This is a genomic window from Spiroplasma endosymbiont of Poecilobothrus nobilitatus, from assembly GCF_964030655.1.
Lineage (GTDB): Bacteria > Bacillota_I > Bacilli_A > Mycoplasmatales > Mycoplasmataceae > Spiroplasma.
The window spans coordinates 1355179-1374468 of record NZ_OZ034915.1 but is presented as its reverse complement, the minus strand read 5'-3'; the positions used below and the strand labels follow the sequence as shown (position 1 = coordinate 1374468).

General features: G+C 25.0%; 19 protein-coding genes. 8 read left to right on the top strand and 11 right to left on the bottom strand.

From position 1 onward, the window contains the following. Positions 1-274 precede the first annotated feature (274 nt). The 3 genes from AAHM76_RS07885 to AAHM76_RS07875 all read left to right on the top strand — a co-directional run bounded on the left by AAHM76_RS07885 (position 275) and on the right by AAHM76_RS07875 (position 7305). A complete protein-coding gene (locus tag AAHM76_RS07885) occupies positions 275-2599 on the top strand; it encodes a hypothetical protein (protein ID WP_342256072.1) in 2325 nt (774 codons plus the stop codon). Positions 2600-2628: 29 nt separating this feature from the next. Continuing rightward, positions 2629-6876: an ABC transporter permease gene (locus AAHM76_RS07880; RefSeq protein WP_342256071.1), complete on the top strand. Its 4248-nt coding sequence runs from the start codon at positions 2629-2631 to the stop codon at positions 6874-6876. Between the two features lie 141 nt (positions 6877-7017). Continuing rightward, positions 7018-7305, top strand: a complete 288-nt coding sequence (locus AAHM76_RS07875; RefSeq protein ID WP_342256070.1) for a hypothetical protein — start codon at positions 7018-7020, stop codon at positions 7303-7305. A 358-nt stretch (positions 7306-7663) separates the two neighbouring features. On the opposite strand, the gene AAHM76_RS07870 is transcribed toward AAHM76_RS07875, so the two are convergent. Continuing rightward, complete coding sequence (locus tag AAHM76_RS07870) at positions 7664-8290, bottom strand: hypothetical protein (RefSeq protein ID WP_342256069.1); 627 nt, start codon at positions 8288-8290, stop codon at positions 7664-7666. A 147-nt stretch (positions 8291-8437) separates the two neighbouring features. Beyond that, complete coding sequence (locus AAHM76_RS07865) at positions 8438-8812, bottom strand: UPF0236 family transposase-like protein (RefSeq protein ID WP_342256068.1); 375 nt, start codon at positions 8810-8812, stop codon at positions 8438-8440. A 67-nt stretch (positions 8813-8879) separates the two neighbouring features. On the opposite strand from AAHM76_RS07865, the gene AAHM76_RS07860 reads away from it, so the two are divergent. From AAHM76_RS07860 to AAHM76_RS07840, 5 genes are all read left to right on the top strand, one after another. Continuing rightward, the gene (locus AAHM76_RS07860) at positions 8880-10616 is read left to right on the top strand and encodes a hypothetical protein (RefSeq protein WP_342256067.1); all 1737 of its coding nucleotides are present in this window, start codon (positions 8880-8882) and stop codon (positions 10614-10616) included. A gap of 236 nt (positions 10617-10852) precedes the next feature. Then, entirely contained in the window at positions 10853-11005 is a 153-nt protein-coding gene (locus AAHM76_RS07855; RefSeq protein WP_342256066.1) for a hypothetical protein, read from the top strand. A 394-nt stretch (positions 11006-11399) separates the two neighbouring features. Further along, positions 11400-11978, top strand: coding sequence for a hypothetical protein (locus AAHM76_RS07850; protein ID WP_342256065.1), 579 nt, complete (start codon positions 11400-11402; stop codon positions 11976-11978). Positions 11979-12367: 389 nt separating this feature from the next. After that, positions 12368-13543: a hypothetical protein gene (locus tag AAHM76_RS07845; protein ID WP_342256064.1), complete on the top strand. Its 1176-nt coding sequence runs from the start codon at positions 12368-12370 to the stop codon at positions 13541-13543. Positions 13544-13663: 120 nt separating this feature from the next. Continuing rightward, positions 13664-14161 carry a lipoprotein gene (locus AAHM76_RS07840; protein WP_342256063.1) on the top strand — a complete coding sequence of 166 codons (498 nt, stop codon included), beginning with the start codon at positions 13664-13666 and terminating at the stop codon, positions 14159-14161. A gap of 14 nt (positions 14162-14175) precedes the next feature. Here AAHM76_RS07840 and AAHM76_RS07835 read toward each other — a convergent pair whose 3' ends face one another. The 9 genes from AAHM76_RS07835 to AAHM76_RS07795 form a co-directional block, all read right to left on the bottom strand. Beyond that, the gene (locus tag AAHM76_RS07835; RefSeq protein ID WP_342256062.1) at positions 14176-14628 is read right to left on the bottom strand and encodes a hypothetical protein; all 453 of its coding nucleotides are present in this window, start codon (positions 14626-14628) and stop codon (positions 14176-14178) included. A gap of 293 nt (positions 14629-14921) precedes the next feature. Continuing rightward, positions 14922-15095, bottom strand: coding sequence for a hypothetical protein (locus tag AAHM76_RS07830; RefSeq protein WP_342256061.1), 174 nt, complete (start codon positions 15093-15095; stop codon positions 14922-14924). Between the two features lie 8 nt (positions 15096-15103). Continuing rightward, on the bottom strand, positions 15104-16471 hold the full coding sequence (locus tag AAHM76_RS07825; protein ID WP_342256060.1) for a hypothetical protein: 1368 nt from the start codon (positions 16469-16471) through the stop codon (positions 15104-15106). Further along, a complete protein-coding gene (locus tag AAHM76_RS07820; protein ID WP_342256059.1) occupies positions 16425-16616 on the bottom strand; it encodes a hypothetical protein in 192 nt (63 codons plus the stop codon). The genes AAHM76_RS07825 and AAHM76_RS07820 overlap by 47 nt, the downstream gene beginning before the upstream one ends. Positions 16617-16637: 21 nt before the next feature. After that, positions 16638-17075, bottom strand: coding sequence for a hypothetical protein (locus tag AAHM76_RS07815; protein WP_342256058.1), 438 nt, complete (start codon positions 17073-17075; stop codon positions 16638-16640). Between the two features lie 9 nt (positions 17076-17084). Further along, on the bottom strand, positions 17085-17624 hold the full coding sequence (locus tag AAHM76_RS07810) for a hypothetical protein (protein ID WP_342256057.1): 540 nt from the start codon (positions 17622-17624) through the stop codon (positions 17085-17087). A 33-nt stretch (positions 17625-17657) separates the two neighbouring features. Beyond that, positions 17658-17870 (bottom strand): hypothetical protein, encoded by a 213-nt coding sequence (locus AAHM76_RS07805; protein WP_342256056.1) that lies wholly within the window; start codon positions 17868-17870, stop codon positions 17658-17660. 13 nt (positions 17871-17883) lie between these two features. Further along, positions 17884-18153, bottom strand: a complete 270-nt coding sequence (locus AAHM76_RS07800) for a hypothetical protein (protein WP_342256055.1) — start codon at positions 18151-18153, stop codon at positions 17884-17886. Positions 18154-18168: 15 nt separating this feature from the next. Then, positions 18169-19284 carry a hypothetical protein gene (locus AAHM76_RS07795; protein WP_342256054.1) on the bottom strand — a complete coding sequence of 372 codons (1116 nt, stop codon included), beginning with the start codon at positions 19282-19284 and terminating at the stop codon, positions 18169-18171. Between the last annotated feature and the right edge of the window lie 6 nt (positions 19285-19290).

The following is a 19290-nucleotide window of genomic DNA, read 5'->3' as shown; positions in this document are numbered from 1 at the left end:
TTTTTATAATTATTTTACTTTGAATTTATTTTTGAAATGTTGTTTTAATAAATAAAAATAATGCTAAAACACAAAATCATAAAAAAAACAATGATCATTTAAAATATTTTGTTTTATCAATTAAAAATAATTGTTTGAGTATGGATAAGCCAATTAAATATACAACAATTTTTATTAATGGTTATAAGCAGGTAATGATAATTTAATGTTATCTGCTGACTTTTAAATTAATTATTTTTATAAAAATTTAATAAATATAAAAGGAGTGAAGGAAATGAAAAAATTACTTTCTATATTAGGATCTACAACTTTAATGTCAGCAAGTATGTTAGGGGTAGTTTCTTGTGCAAAAGGAAAAAATAGTCAAAATAATAATTATTTTGATAGTGAACTTAATAAAATCGACCCAACAATTCGAAATTTAGTCAAATATACTAGTACAATTGCTAAAATTTTAATTGCTAGTCGTCATGAAAATATGAATACTTATGGGTTTCCAACATTACAGTATTTTTTAAACAATGTTGGAAGAAATTTAAAAGGAGTCTTTACTACTAAAAGCGGGAAAGAAATTAAAATTAAAGATTATGTTGAAGAATATAAAAAAATAAATAATCTTTATTATAATCCTTGAAAAGCAACAGATAATAATTATCAACCAGAGCGAAATACTTATAATTTAATGTCATCAATTGCTGCAATGACTGATTTTTCAAAGTGAAATACAGAAGCTAACCAAGGACATCCTAGCAATAAAACATATGCAACAGGGCGTTACACAGATTTTGTTGCAAATCCAAATTTAGCATGAGCTCAATATGGAACTGGAGCTTTAGCAAATACATTGTCACAAAAATCAGAATCAGTTATTAATTATATTAACAGAACGGCTGAATGAAGTAATTATTATGACTCATCATCGGGTCCTTATGTATCAAATATTTTATATCATAATTCACTTTCAACACCGCCAACAAAGTCAATTTTGTCTTATAAAGATGGTGGTGAAGAAATTAAATTTGGAAAGGCTGTGGCGAACCAGTCAAGTTCATTATATGATTTATTTGGTTTAAAATATTTTGATGAAGCAATTACTATGTTAGGTCAATTTGGGCCAGGATTAGAATTACCAGTTTTATATTCATTAGCACAATTATTACCATTTATTCAAAATAATCGTTCTGGTGAAAAAACTGCAGGAATTTTTTTAGCAGCACCGTTTTTTATTTTAAAACAAATAAAAAGTCAGTTTTTTGATAGCTCAGGTAATGTTAAACCAAATAGTCCATTATTAGAAATATTTAGTCGTGATACTATTGAAAAAACAGTTATTAATGTTGAAAAACAAAGTGATGGTGAATTAGATAACCCTGATAAAACAATTCAAATCATGAAACTTTATGATATTTTTAACAGTCCAGTTGTGACAAAATCTCTAACCGTGATTATGTCAGGGGAGAAGCAATATTTAGATCTAACAAGTGATAAAAAAGAACATAAAAATGCCTTTTTAAAATGGTATTCTGTTTTAGAAAATTGATTTACAGAAGCTTTATCAAAAGAAGGTTCAAACTTTGATGTTCAAAAATTTAACCGCATAATGTCAAACACAGTTTATGAGGGTCTTTTAAAATTTCAAGGCTTAATTGGGAATTTTGCTGAAGATAGTGTTGTTGGTTTAATTCGAACATTATTGCAAATGTTAAACGCACCAAACTTTGATTTGTTTAATTTATTAAAAGGAATTGCAGGATTAGCAAATTGATTTTACACTAGTGATAGTGAAGGGCATTATAATTTAAATATTGATAATGTTAAAACAATTGATAATGTTTATAATGAAGGACCGAATAAAAATGGCTTTAAAGATGACTTAATGGCAGCTGATCCTAATAGAAAATATGCTAATTTTATCTTAAATAGTTATGGTTTTGATGAACAAACAGGTCAATATAAACAAGGGTCATTATTTGATATCATTAATATTTGAGCGCATGGAGGGAATAACACTTATCCTGATCATGAATTAATGCATAAATTTATTACACAAATATTAGATTTACAAAATGGTTATATTGGTGAATTAACAAGTCAAGTTAATAAAATAATGGCAGAAGATTGATTTGATAATATCTTCTTAGATCGGAAATGATATATTACAGCATCAGGAACTGGCGTAGATGGTTCAAAATTAGGGGCAATTGTAACTAATGGTTCTGTAACGGGTATTCGTTATCAATTAGATTACTATGGTCCAAAAGATGCTTCAACTAAATTAGAACGTCATAAAAAACCATTAGGATATACTGATCCCGCTTCAGGGAATTCTCCTTCATATGTTGAACAAAAAAAAGACCCAAAACAACGTCATAATATTGCACCAGAGGGCGAAACATGAAACAATCAAGACTGAGTTGATTATGATGGAGAGGGTAATGAATATTTAACAAATAGTGACAAAATTAAATATAGTTATGTTGTTCAATTTAATAATCAAGCTCGTTTCTTATATAATCCAGGGATTAAAGATGATTTAACAAAAAATTCATATTTATTAAGTGATTTTGTTTGATACTATAACAATACTCGTTATTATTAATAGTTAATTGAAAAAGAGGAGATCTAAAAATGTTGCTGTTTTTACAAACATTAAAAAGTATGTTTAAGCAAAAAGCACAGTTAATTATTTTTATAATATTAGCTGCGCTTTTAACATTATTAACAACTTCTTCGTGAATTGTTAATACATGTTTAACTAATGCATATTCATTTATGGGGGAAGGAACTTTTTCTTATGATTATTTATTAAGATTTGACAGTAAAAAGAAAACAGGACAAAATGTAGAAACAATTACTCCATGGTATGCTTTTAGCAATGATTATCATTTAATTACTGATGTTAATGGGGAACAGTGAACATTGCCTTATGCTCATTTAGGTGAAGATGGCGCATTAAAAGCATTGGATAATAATGTTGAAATAAAATTTACTTTTGATTCTAAAACAAATAAAGTAAGTAATATTATTTTTACTGTTCTTGATAAAAGTGCTTTAAATTTTTTAAATAATGGTTTATATCGTTTCAACTTTAATAGTGAATATTTTCAAGCTTCTGTAATTGGACAATTATATGATCAGAAAGGTTATCTTTTTAATCAAAATAATTTACCTTTGATTGAAGAATTTATGAATAATTTTACGCATAGTGATATTTCACAAAATACAGTAAATTTAATTATTGCATATTTAAATAAGAAATATCCAGGTATAACAGATGAAACAAAATTAAAAGATGCTGTTATTGATTTTGTTAATAATGGTATAACAAAATGAAAAAAAGATGTTGATTTACGAGGAAGTGTAGATAAAATCCCTACTAAAGCTAGCATTAAAAATAGAATATTTGAGGAAAAATTAAATGGTGATTTAAGTTTTTTAGTAAAAGATACATCACATCCTTTAACAAAAATTAGTCTTTATTATTCACCAACTATTAATAATAATCTTGATGTTGGTTATAATAATAATATTGAAAATGCTGTTTTTAGTGTTAATGATTTTTATAATCAAAATAATAAGAATAATAGTTTTCGGAATCAACCTTATGGTCCTTATGGTTTGACAAAAGCCTATTATGCATTAGTTGCCAAAGCTTCAAACTTTTCATTTCAGTTACGTGAACAATATGCATATTGAGATTTAATAACAAATTTAAAATATAAAATTATTAATTGAACACAATTATTATCGGATGATAAATTAAAATTTATTAAAAAATATGATTCCTTTGATCCAACTAATTCAATTAATGATGTGTATGTTGTTATTACGCCGCAATTTGGGCGTAGTCAAAAATTAAAAGTAGGAGACCAACTTACAATTGGTGAAAATTCAAATTTATTTGTTGGTGCTATTGGTGGAGATCCAGCTAATATTTATCCAACAATTTATGATACTGATGTTTTTCCAGATCCAAAAACAGATGGTATTATTTATGTTTATGAAAAAGTTTATCGTAGTGAGTCTATTGCTGCTAACACTGATATTGAAGAAAATTCTACATTATATATTAATTATGTCGGTTTACCGGAAAATAAAGGTACAGCCTTTGAAAATTTTAAAAAATATTTAGCAGATGATTTTTGAATTTTAAATAATCCAAGTGATAAAAATGCCCCATTACAAAGCCGCGATGAAACAAAGTTAGTTTACTTACGTTATTCTTTGTTAGGAACTACAATTAAATTTTATCGTACGATTACAATTATTTTATGTGTTATTTTCTTAATTATTTTAATTTTTACATTAGTAATTTTAATTAAAAAAATTATTAATCAACAAAAAATTGAAAATGGAATTTTAAAAGCAAATGGTTATAGTGGACTAACAATTGCTAGTTCTTATTTAGCTCATGCGATTGTAGTAACTGGAATTGGAGTTCCGGTTGGATGAATTATTGGTGTATTTTTACAATTACCTATTATGAGTGTTTTCAATAGTTATTTTGTTATTCCAGTTAACTTTTCATTTTCGTTAATTACATTTGCAATTTGTTTTGGAATTATTGGTCTTGTTAGTAGTTTGTCAATTTTAGTAACAGCAATTCGGCAATTAATAATTAGCCCATTAGATTTATTAAATCCGAATAAAAATATTAAAACTTCAAAATTAGTTTATTCTATTAGTAATATTTTTCATTTTAAAAAATTTACAACAAAATTTCGTTTTGTGATGATGGCTGTTTCAATAAAAAAAATTGGTTGGTTTTTCTTAACATTTTTTGTTGCTAGTTTATCTTTAACATTAGCAACTTTAATTCCAACAGCAATCAATAAATTTAGTAAAGATTATTATGCCAATTTAAATTATAATAACGAGTATGAATATACAAATGTTATTGGTAATATTCCTATTAGTCGCTATGAAATGTATGACTGAAATGGTTCTGGTTTTTCATCTGAGGCAGCATATCCATTAATTAAAAATTATTTAGTAAGTGATTATTTATATAATGGAAAATGGCTATCAACAAAAAATGATATTAATGCTAAAAATGCTCATTTATATGCACAACAATTAAATAATATGATTATTTTTAATTTTATGGTTGGAAAAGGAACAAGTTTATCAATTGGTACTTTTTATGATATGTATAAACGTTATGGTGAAAATGTTGATATTCGAAATAAAATTGATACTTTATTATGTTCAATAATGCCACGTGCTTTTGGTAAACCACCAGTTCATCCAACAGACCCAAATATTATTGGCCGTTGGACTTATTGTGTGCAATATGCGACAAGTGATATTATGCCAGGTAAAATTCGAGCAATGTGGTTAAAAGATGATTTGGCTAAATTACAATTTAATTTTACTTTCGGAACTTCAACTTATAATTCAAAAAATGAAGATGTTTATACCGGATATACAACAAATATATCAGATTCAAGTTTTATTCTTCCAACATATGGAATTAATGTAAATAATAAAACAATTATTTTTCCAAATCATACAGTTAAAAAAATTTTAGATAATAGTAAAAATTTAAATATTGGGACAGATTTAATTCCAATGGTTCTAAATAAATCCGCAGAAAGTAAATATAATTTATTGTTAGATAAAATAATTGAAACTACTACTAGTGTTCAGCAGTTACAGTATTGTGATGATGCACTTCATTGTACTGTTGACCAAGCAGAATGGTCATATGAGTTACCAGGTGGTTCGTCTGATGATAATCTTAATCCGTTTACCCTTGATTTAACAAAATTAACAATTGGAAACAAAACACGTGTTGGTTTTGAAAATAAAAATGGTAAAATTCAAGATTATTATAATATTAAAAATTTTGTTTTAAAATTACCAGTTAATGCTTTTAAACAAGGTGAATTTCAAAATTCAACGATTTCTGCAACAACAGGACGTCGTTTGCCTGGGCTGTTAGACCTTAATAGCCCCGTTGATCAGAGAGTAGTCACTAAAGAAGAAGCTGAAGAAGGCGATTATTATGTTATTCATCCTTTTGATAATAAATTTGATAAAGAAATTAATGGCACAGGTGATTTAACAACGGGATTTCCAACTAATTGATATCGAGAAGCATTACGCCAAGGATTATTAAAAATTGGGAAAATTACTAAAAATATTAAATATAAAGTTGTTGGAATTCAAAATTCATATGATGTTCCGAGAGCGTATGTAAATCAAGTTCTTGCTAATAAAATTCTTGGTTTTAATACAAGTTCTAGTGAACTATATTATAACAAATATGATAATCCAATGTTATGATTTAATGGTAAGTTTAGTAAATATCATGATCAAGTTGATCAAATAACACGATTTAATCTTTCTTCCTCAGATGGTTCCTATTCAATGAATGATTTTATGAATGGCCAATTAACTAGTGGGGTTGGAGGAACAGATTATTTAATTATTAAATCGCAAGTTATTAAAAAACTTGCTTGAATTTCAAGTATCTTATCAATTATCTTTGTTGTTATTACGATTATAACTGCTATTATTATTGTATATATTATGACAGAATCATTTGTTAATTATTTCTTAAAATTTATGGCTGTGATGAAAGCTTTAGGATATTCAAATCGTGAAATTAATAGTTTAACATTAGGAATATTTACTCCGTTTGCTTTTCTATCATGAATTTTAGGTGTTGGGATAATGTGATTAATATTATGACTAGGTGTTTATGGGTTTATTGCAATTGCTAAAGTAATTATTTCATTTGGATTCCCATGAATTACAATTCCAATTACTTTTATTTTAATGGCAGGAATCTATTTAATAACATATTGAATTTCAACTTATAAAATTAATCATATGAGTATTCAAGAGCGGGTTAATGCAAACGAAGTATAAACCTAACAAAATAAAAAATCTAAGCAAAACTTAGATTTTTTATTTTTAAGTTATTTTTGAAGTTTTAGTTGTTACCTTGTTTTTTTAATATAATTGAATTTGAACCTATAAACCAAAAAATATAAAATGGAGAAAATAAAATTGCGAAAATTATTTTATTTAATGATATTTATTTTTCCTATTACTACAAGTTTTATTTTGATTTCAACTAATATATGATGAAAAGAAGCAAAAAATTTAGGTCTTTTATTAAAACCACAATCAATTATGACTAATAACAAATGAGGCTTAAATAGTCTTTGAGGTTACGATGATGGATTAATGCCATCGATTCGTAGCAATGTTATGCTGGGTTTACAAAATAACTTAGGATTAAATATTGTCAAAAATTTAGGTAGTATATATTATTTTGAGGTTTTAGTAAAATAATAAATAATTAGAAACAAATTAAGTTTCGCTTATACTTAAATGATAACAAAATTTATAAAAAATTCAACTTTTTTTTAAAAATATAATTTTTAATTAAAAAATATTTTCTAAAATTATGAATTTTGACAGACTAAAAAATACTTTTTTAAATTACATTAATTAATTTGTTAAAGTTTTTGATTAAATAAATAAAGACTGGTTTTGAAAATGATTTAAACTTTGAAGTGGATTTAAATTAAAAATATTAAATTCAATTTCTTCTTCACTAGTTTTATTAGCTTTATTATTAAGTCTTAACATTGAAACAATTAACATATTGTTAAATGTTTCTTTACAATATATTTTTTCTCCTCGACCTTTAACAGCTTGCTTTAATGTAATGTGAAATATCACCTTCCATGTGACAACCAATATTATATTCTAATGCTTGGCTTTTAACGCCCTCTTCATTATTTTCAATTAATTTAATGGTTTGTAATAAAAATTCCTTTTTATTTCCAAAAACATAAGGTAAATGATAATTTAATAAATTTAACAATGCTTCATAATATCCAGCAAAGAAAAATTTTTTTGCTCAATTATATTTTAATATGTGAATTTTATTTCTTCTACGATAGGGAAATAATTGTTTAAATCTATTTATTAAATGAAATTTATCCAAACTATATGATACGATGTTGTTTTTGTATTTTTCTTTTATTGCTTTGTAAATTTTTTTAATTCAACGATCACCATCACTTAATATTAAAATTTTAGTATCTTTGTTAATTTCATAAGTATCCATTAATTTAAAAATTTTATCAATAAAATTAGTAATACTTGCTTTGCCATTTTTTTGATTACTACTTGCAGTATTATTCATTTCAAAACAACCCTTTTTCTTTTTAATTACTTTTCTTTTTTTAGTTGATTTTTCTTCATCAGTGCCAACATGAATAGTTGAAAATAAAATATTTTTTTCAACTATTTTTTTATTTTCTCACATAGGTTCAAAAGCTCCATCAATTTGGATATATAAAACATTATTCGGTATTTTAATTTTATTATTATTTTTGTTACTAATATAATCAACTTTTTCTAAATCAGCATTTTTAAATATATTTGATAATGTTCTTTCGCTAATTTTAGCATTTTATGCAGTATGTAAAATATCTTTATATCTTTTTCCATCACCAAAAAATGAAGTAACTTTATTTATTAAATTTTGTTCTATTCTTTGGTATTTTTTTAAACCCAGTTCATCATCTAAAGGATAACAATTTATATTTTCATTTTTTTCTTGATTATATTTAACATATCTTCGTCTTTTTACAGTAATATCACCAAATTCTGTTTTAATTGTTTTTGGTAATTTAGAAATAACCTTATATCCTTGTAATAATTTTCCTTGTTGATATAATTTAAATATCTCGTTATCTCTTTCAAACAAAAAAGTCTTAAGTTCTTTTTTTGTTTCTATTATTTTACTTTCTTTATAATTTCCTAATAAATTTTGTTTTAATTCCATCACATAAAAACCTTTCTTAAAAACAATTAATTATTTATATTTTATCAAAAATGGAGATGATTTAAAAATGCAAAACCTTACTAAAATTAATAATAAAAAACGAATTACTAGCTATGAACATTTAAATAAAAAATATGATTTAAATTTTAGTGACTATAATTTTGGGTTTGATTGAGAGGTATTTAAAGACTTTGTCGGTGATAGTTATGCCCGATATTTTACTTCGCCAACTTTTTTTAAGTTTGTTTCCGCTGGAAGAGGTACTAATAAAACATGAAATCATTTAGCAGAAAAATTATTTTTTGCTTGCAATTTTACCGATGCTTCATCTAATATTTTACGAAGATATGCCAATACCCATGAAGATACTACATTTGGCGATACAATTAATGTATGTAATTACTTATATGACAAGTATGGGATTGATTTAGGTCCGGACAATGAAAATGGGATTATTTGACCGAAAAATGTTAAAGAAGGTGGCGAAATTATTTTTCCTAGTGGTGTGCGGATTGCTTTTGTTGGTTATGCTAATGGGAATAAAATTATGGGAAAAGTTGGTAAAGGTAGTGGTATTATATCGGCATGAACAGATGAAATGATCCATGCCGAAGAAAAAGAAATCTTAACTGATAAAGAATTAGATAAAAGATATAATAATTTAAGAGTTTCAATGTTTCGTTCTAAAAGTTTAAAAGTGTCTTATGAAAAATACATTAACGATATTGGCGATGAACATTATAATTTAGAAAATCCTATTCCAGTAAAAGAATTATCTTGGACATTTCAAGAATGAGATAACACGACAAAACAATATAATACAGTAACAACATATTTTCATAAAACTTATTCTAATCAATTCACTTTTAATCCTTTTGACAAATACCATGTCTTTTATGAAAAATTTGTAACCCCATATTTACCGTTAAATGAAAGAATTAAAACTATTTTAAATGAACACAACCAAGTATATTCAGAAAATAAACAAGCTTTTAACGATTTGGGTGTTTTTAATTTAAGATTAACAATGGGTGCTGTTTGAAACAAAATTCCTAATATTACTAAAAAACTTGTTTTAACAAATAAAGAAGAGCGACCTGATTTATTTGAATTAGAATATTACGGTTTTGAATATAATGATAATGACCCAAGTATTTATGTTTTACGAAATTATCGCAAATATATGCAAGAATATAACTTGCAAGATTTTTATAATGCCAATACAAAACAATATGAATTTGATTGTTATTCGATTGGCGTTGATTATGCTAATGGTAGTGCCGATCATACAGTATTTTTATTTAGTGGCTATAAAATTAATGAAAATAATGAATATGATAAGTACTTAATTGAAGAAAATGTTATTACACCAAAAAACGCAATTAATTTAAGTGAAATAGTTGAATATTATGGACAATGAATAATTAATACCTTTGATAAATTTGATGGTTTTGAATATGCCACATTCCATTATGATATCAATGCTCATGACTTTATGCAAAAATTACAAGAAGATATTTATCCTTATTTGGGTTATAAAATTAAAATGTTTAAAGCCAAAAAACATCAAACATCGTTTAAAAAGGAAGCGGGTATAATTAATCGTGTAACATGAATAAGAAAAATGTTTGTTCAAGGTAAAATAAATGGCACGTTAGATAACTTTCCTTTTTTAGATAAGTGCATTAGTGAATTAAGATTTAGCGATAATAAAACAAATACACCCGATAGTAAAATGTACCACGACCCATATGATGCTTTGTTTTATGGTTCTTATCTATATCGTTTTAAAATGGGAATGTAAAATAAAAAAGTAATTTGTTCTATTTTTTGTTATAATTTGTATAGAAATAAAAAAAGTTAAGTGATACTAACACTTAACCAAAATACTAGATAAAGAATCTAAAGGAATATATCTAGATATAAGTATTATACATTATAATTTTATATTTTTAAATATATCTATATTTTTTATTTAATTAATTGGTTTTAAGTGTTTCTCTTAAATCAATTTTATTTCTTAGAAATGGAGATATATTTATGCCAATTGGTATTATTAATAAAGCAACTCAGCAATTAAATATAGATAATACAAATTTTTCTATTAGAGTTAATGAATTAGAAAAAACAATCCAACAATTAAAAATTAAACTTTTACACATTAAAAAATTATTAAAAAATAGTAGATTTTAGATTAAAAACCCTTTATTTAAAAGGGTTTTTAAATTTTTGGGCGAGCGGTTGATTTTCTTAAATTTTTGTGATAAAATAACTTACAAGTTAAAAAAATTTTTGAGGTTCTTTCAAACAAATTTGGGAACCTTTATAAAATTCTTCGCTTAACGCTTAGAATTTTTCCCAAGTACTTTTAAAAGCGGCGCCAAAAGTTTTTTTAAAATTTGAGGCATTTTTCACAAACTATCGAAAATCCCGCGAGCCCAGCTGGGTGTTAGAATATAATCACAATAATAATCATATCAAATAATTCCCTTTCCAAAAATATAATCAAAATTGCTTATATATATATATATAATGTCAATAGATCTTGATAAAAAGTTTCAAGATTAATAAAAGGAAATTATATAAAATGAAAAAATTGTTAAGTTTATTAAGTGTAATAACAATTAGTGGGACTGCTGTACCAACAACGATTGCCGCTAGCCCGTATAAAAAAGAAGAAACTATCAAAAATAGTGATATTAATTATCAACAAACAAATAATTTAGAAGTTTTAAATAGAAATAAGAGAAGTCCTCAATATAATCCAGTAACAGGACAGGGCGGTGGACAACAAATATATAATCCACAAACAGGAGGATGAGGGCAGCCACTTTCAAATCCACCTTGAAATTTTAATATGGGTATGGCTTTTCCTACAAGGGATAAAACAACTAAGCAATTAGACGGCGGGATGTTTGATTTTGGTTTAAATTTAGGTCAAAGAGTACATACTTACAACCCAATTAACTCATATCAACAACCAACATATCAACAACCAACATATCAACAACCAACATATCAACAACCATTAATACAATCAACATTTAATCCAAATGCACCAAGTACAGTTAATCCAGGAAGAACTCAAGGTCAAGATTTAGAAGAATTTTCAAGTGGTATGAAAAAAATCGAAAGATTAGCAAATCAGCAACAAAGGAATTATTAAATAAAATATATTTAATTTAAAAAAGCTTATTGTACAATGAACCGGCAAAAAAATTCTTGTGAAATTATTTTTTGTAAAGTTAAAATAGAAATGCAACACTTTATTAGTTGAAAAATCAATGTTTTTAAAATTTTATAAAGATTTATTATAAAAAATTAAATAATTGATATCTTTTATTTTATTTATTGTTTTATTAAATTAAGAATTTAAAACAAATATTAAGATTAAAAGTAAAATTTTAATTTAATATAAAAAGTGTTGTATTTCATATTTAACTTTGCATTAATTTAACAATATATAAATTTTCCGTTTGTATTTACAAAACGACAAATAAAAAAATATAAAATATAGAAAAATATATTATATAAATTGAAAGAAAATTATACAAAATGAAAAAATTACTAAGTTTATTAAGTGTATTAACAATTAGTGGGACTGCTGTACCAACAGTGATTGCCGCTAGTCCTTATCAAAAAGAAGATAAAAAATTAAATAATAATGTTAATTTAGAAGCTTTAAATAGAAATAAGAGAAGTCCTCAATATAATCCAGTAACAGGACGGGGCGGTTGACAACAAATATATAATCCACAAACAGGAGGGTTAGGTCAACCAACATATCAACAACCACAATGAGGTCAACCAACATATCAACAACCACAATGAGGTCAACCAACATATCAACAACCACAATGAGGTCAACCAACATATCAACAACCACAATGAGGACAATTATCCCCATCAATACCAAATCAAAATTCAAATTTAGCTATACCAATTTTGTTACAATCAGGAAGATCATTTTCTATAAATAATGATAAATTTTATTATATAGGACCTTCTACAGGATTGCTTTATTTTCATGAGCGTGGTAGTGCTAGTATAAATCGAATTATACAAATAAATGAAAAAATAAATGATATATTAATTGATGAAAATAAAAATGCTTACATTATTGGAGAGTCTTGAAATGTTTATGTGATTGTTGGAATATATGGTGAATATAATTCAAGAATATTAACTATTGATTTATCTTTAATTAAACAATGAAAATCAAATTTTAATAATTGAATAAATCAAATTAATTGACAAGAAAATAATACTGTAAATCAAATGAATCAAATTAACAAGATTAATTGAAAAAATACAATAAAATTGGAATTTGCAAATCATTTGCATTCTCTAAAACAAAACTTAGCAATAGTAAATAATAATATAAACATTTGAAAATTAAATTTAGAATTTATGAATTTAATAAATGATTTTAATAATTTAAATAATAAAGTTAATAATTTAATTAGTATAATTGATAATTTAGAAATGAAATTAAATGATAATTATAATAATTGTATTGCTAATAGTCTTAGAGATAATACAGCTGGTAATGCTGCTTCTGGATTAGTTTCGGGAACAATTTCAGGAATAACTGCCGGTGCAGCATTTGGTTCTTTTGTTCCTGGTGCAGGTACTATAGCGGGCGCTGTTATCGGTGGAATAATTGGTTTAATTTCTGGTGCCGCAGGCGGGTTAGCTTTTGGCGTTACATCGGGTGTTATAACTTGTTAATTACAAAAACTCAAATTTGTAGATATATTTAAGAATTTTTATTAAATAAATTTAATGAAAATAAATTAATAATTTATTTTCATTTTTAATTAAATTTCTAAAAAGAAAGGTATTTCAAAAATGAAAAAGATATTAAGTCTTTTAGGAACATTCACTTTAATTGGCACAAGTACAATAAGTTTAGTTGCTTGTGATAATATAGAAGAATATACAACTGAAAAATTAACAAAATTAAAAGAAGAAAACAAAATAAATACAAGTGATAGTATTTTAGAATGAATAGCATCACAAGAAAAACCATTTAATCAAGTGGATAATAAGTATTATTTTGTAGTCTGACATGGTTATGAAAACAATGATTGACGTATTATTAAATTTCAAAATACTACAGCTACTATGAAGATTGATAATGATGATAATCGTCAGTTAGAAAAAACTGATTTAGGTGTGAGTATGGGTAAAAGTTTATATATTACAAATCAATCAGGAATTATTAAATATGTAACAACTTGGCCAAAAGATAATGGAGCTTATTTTAAAGCCGTTTATCGCTGAAATGATAATAGTGAACCAAATATAGATATTGAAAATAAATTAAAAAGTTATTTAGATTTATAAATCTAAATAACTTTTTATATTTCTAATGTAATTAATGATAATTTTTCATTATTTTTACTAAATAATTGTAAATTATTAATATTAATTCGTTCTTCTACACTTGGATAGGAAAATATTACACTATTTGATTGTTTTAGAAAATTTACAACTGCACTATTTGAATAAGAGTTTTCATTTTCAATACCATTTTTATATAAATATCAGGTATTATCTTCGATTAACTGTAGATATGTACTTCTATCTTTTCCGCTGACTTTTGTTCCAATAGGACAATTTTTTATTAATTCTAAGTTAATATCTTTTCCTTCAATAATTTTTTCATTTGGTTTTTCTATAAAGATTGTAATATCATAATTTCCATAACCTCATATCCCTGATATTTCAATCTTATTTAAATTAAATAGTTTTTTATGCTTTTGAAAAGTTATTTTAATATTATCTTCAATTAAATTTTTAGTTATACTCATTCAAGTTGATTTAGAATAAAGTAATTTATATCATTGTGAAAAATAGTTTAAATATTCTTCTATTTTGCCATTAGAAACAATTAAATTAGTTAAATATTTGCCATATTCACCATCAGATAAGTTAATTTCAGCAGGAATAAAGGAAGGGATATTATTTGTTTCTAATTCATTTGTTATTGATAATCAATTAAAATAATTTGCCTCTAATTGATGAATAATATTTTCTGAAATATCTTTGTTTTTAACAATTACTTTAATTTCATCATTATTACTAATTATATTCTTTTGATTTTTTAAATTTCAATCTGTAATTTGTCCTGTTTTAGGTGAAATAAATGGTGTATTTGGTTTTCACCATTATCATTTCAGCGATAAACGGCTTTAAAATAAGCTCCATTATCTTTTGGTCAAGTTGTTACATATTTAATAATTCCTGATTGATTTGTAATATATAAACTTTTACCCATACTCACACCTAAATCAGTTTTTTTAACTGACGATTATCATCATTATCAATCTTCATAGTGGCTGTAGTATTTTTAAATTTAATAATACGTCAATCATTGTTTTCATAACCATGTCAGACTACAAAATAATACTTATTATCCACTTGATTAAATGGTTTTTCTTGTGCACAAACCTCTTCTCAATAATTTATTGGCGTTGGTGGAATAGAACCGCCGCTAAAATTAAAATATGATGAATTTAATCCAACTTTACAATTTTCAAATTCTCAATACCCAGTCTCTAACTCGCGTGGATTAGAAACTAATTCAAAATAATAGGGGGCAAATAATTTAATATCGTCATTATAACCTTTATTAATGGCGTATTTACTATATGTATAATTTGAAATCATATAGATAATTTGCTTAAATCTTTTGACATCATTTTCATTAATAGATGTTGGATTATCTAATTTTCAATTTTCAAATAAACCGTCAATGACATCTTCTGGTTTTTGTCCTTCGAATTTTTGGCGTAGTTCAGCTGCTTTATTAATAGGATTTCCTTTTTCATCATATTTTGCCCCTTGAAATTTTCTATCATAATTATAACGATATGTTAAATAATTTAATAAAACAATGTTCAATTCTTTAACATCTAATAAACCTAAAATATCTTTTCCTTGAATATATTTTTTGGCAATACTTCATGGTAAAAAACTTTCAGTAAATCAATAATGAAATATTCGTACATTGGGATTTGTTTCAATTGGCATAGATAATAAAGGTACTAAACTAGCATTTTCAACTATGGATGCTGGATAAGAATATACACCATTAACATTTCCTCAGCACTTAATATTACCAAATAACATTGATTTAGGATATTTAATTTCAATGCCAGTAAATACTGTATCTTCGGGTAATGATTTTTGTAATACTAAATGAATGCTATTTTGATTTTTTCATTTAAAATCAGTTATTTTAACTAAATGGGTAGATTTAATAATATTAACCCCATCTGGTGAATAAGGACGTTTGTATTCTTCAATGATATAACATTCATTTTTGTTTTCTTCTGTAATTGGTTCATTAATAGATACTATTTTTAAATAATAAGATTCTAAAAATACTTTGTCTTGTTTTGAAATATCATTAATTAAAATATCTTTTTCGTCAATAATGACATAACTTGTGTTATTATCTTGAATTGTGGTGTTTTGTTGAATTTGTAATTTAAAATTAAAGTCACTAATTTCATAACCAATAATTTTAATATATTCATCTTTATCAATAAAACCGATTTTAACGCTATTTTGAGAGTAATTTAAGGTTGGTTTTTGTTTTGTCTTAACAAGAGATTTTATTAATTTTATAAATATATAATGTTCTAGCACGCTCTTCAGTAAATAACTGTTCTAAACCAGGGTCGCTATATTGTGATTGATTAGCAAAATCTAACGGTATATTATCAATTGAATAATCAATTGGTTCATCATTTTCTGCTAATTGTGCTAACATTTTTTCAGATGGTTTTAACATTATTCTTATTCCCCTTGTTTATTAGGTATATTGATGATAGTTTCGTTGTTTTTTAATTGTCTGTTTAAGGTAACCATTCACGGGTAAGCGAACATCAACAATTAATTCGTCAATATTTTTAATATTAAATGTTCTACTGTTTAAAATCACATTATCATATTTAATTAACTTAATAATAAATTCAGTTAATTTGATTTCTCTAATATATATCATTTGTTCATAAGGGGCGTTGGTTTGAATATTTACTCCCGCAACTTCCGCTTGAGTTTGTTGTGCACCCTTAGCAATCGCGGGGACATGATGGCGATTTATTTTATAATAATTAGTTAATAATCAATCATATATTTTAGTTAATTGTTCCCCTTTAAAATTACCTTCAATATAATCGACTGGTTGAAAATTACTATCAGGGTCTCCTTCGACTAATAACAAATCATTTTCAATAAATGAAGCCAACATTTTACTAATTTATTGGTCAACAACACCAGTAACTCCATTAGTATTAATAGTAAATTTACCACTATTTAATAATGGGTCTAACATTATCTTTTCAGCAATAATATCTAAAATACTAGCAAATTGCTTACCATAACGAGCAGAAGGTTCAAAATTATGGTTATTCGGAATAATTTCAATTGGTATAAAATAAATTGGTAATATTTCTTCTATTTGTAATGTTGTATAGTTATTTCATTTAGAATCATCAATATATAAATCAGTAATATTACTATATAATCGTGTTTTTAAATTTCTAATAACTTTTACTTGTTTAGTTGCATAATCAATTTCTAATTTTTCAGTAATAAAAACACTTTGGTCATTTTTGAGATAAGAATCATAATCAAAAGTACAAGATACTAAATTACCTAACTCATCATATTGGTCATTATAAGAATCAATAGTAATAAAATTAAGTTTTGAATTATTAGCAAAAATAAAATATGCACCTTTACCATTCTTATTAATTTTATATTCGTTATATCAGTTCTTATTAGTGAAGTCTTGCAATTTTAAAAAGTTATTAATTAATTTAGAGTTTATTTATTGATCAGTAATTGCATTGTAAATGCTAATTTCTAATTCACGAGGATTTAAAAAATTAGCATTATCTTCACAAATTCTTTTTTCTAAAATATCATTATGTTTTTGAACAGTAACATTTTTACGATTAGTAATTGTTGATGCTAAATTAAGATAATAACTATCAATATCATAACTCTTTTTTAATTTCTTTTTGGCAGGTAACAATCCCATTTATAACACCTCTTTATTTTGTATCTTCTTTTTTAATAACATCTTCAATGCTATCTTGTTTTTGTTCTTTTTTATGTGTTTTGATAAATCTAATTGTTTCAATAATTAAAACGATAATTCCAGCACCAATAAGCATTGCTGAAATAATAACATATGCTGGTCAAGAAATTCCTAATGTTTTTTCTCCTATAAAACAAATAACAATTCCTGCGATAAAAAACAATGATGAAATTCCAAAGATTTTCAAAAACATAATTAAATCTTTAATAGTTACTTTTGGCATAAAACCATTTCCTCCCTATATAGGCGTTCCTTCACCTTTATATTCATAAATACTACCTTCAAAATCAATTCTCATATTATTATTTTCATCTCATAAATATATTTTATGATCAGATGAGTTAAAATAAACTCAATAATTAAACCATTTTGTTGAATTTGGATTATAATACTGAAAATTAGTAATTTTAAAAGAAATTTGATAACTAGTTAATTGAAACAAAACTTTAGGTGCAGTATAAATTTGTCAATCAGTAATTTTAATACTAGGATAAATAGAATAAAATTTAAAAACTTCTAATGAATTAGTGTTATCATTTTTTTTCCATAAAGAATTATTTTCATAAATAGTAGTATTATATGCTGCTTTTGCAGTTGGCACTTCTTCATCTGTTGACTTATTATTAATAATTTTTGTAGTTGGAACTTGAATACTATTTTGTACTGCTCTGACTGCTTTTGTAAAGTTTGGTGCTGTTTCTGCGGTTGGATTTTTAATTTCTAAATCATTTGTTGTAATACTAACTGATTTAATTTTATTTTTGCTTTCAATAATATCGTTTGCAATTAAGTTATTTAATTCCAAATTTGTATCTTTATTAATAACGTTTTGTTTTGTATTTATTAAAGCCTCAACTTCTAACTGGGTATAATATGCTTCTAAATCTATCATCGTTAAATCAATGCCTTCTTCTTGAAAAGTACGAAACATTTTCTTTAAAGTTGTTAGATTAGCTAATGATTTTACATAGGTAGGCAATAGACCTTGTCATGTTGCCATTGGGTCATTTTGTGAAGAATAATTAATATCACCAACATTCATCGTTGCCGAAATAAAAAATTCAATTGGAATCCGGTTAAATATCCAGTGTTCAACAGTAATAAATACCATATTAATACAAATTTTCTTTAATAATGGGTCTTTAAATGTTTCAAACTTTAATTTTGTAAAAGGATAGTTTAAATATGAATTAATCATATTTTGAGCCCTTAAGGCAAAAGTTTTAAACCATAATTCAACATCATCTTTAAAGAACTTATTATAACGAACCGGAACTTGAGTAATTTTACCTGTCATTGGAATAAAATTATTATAATTTTCCAAAGTAACATTTGCTCATAATTCATTTAACATTTAATC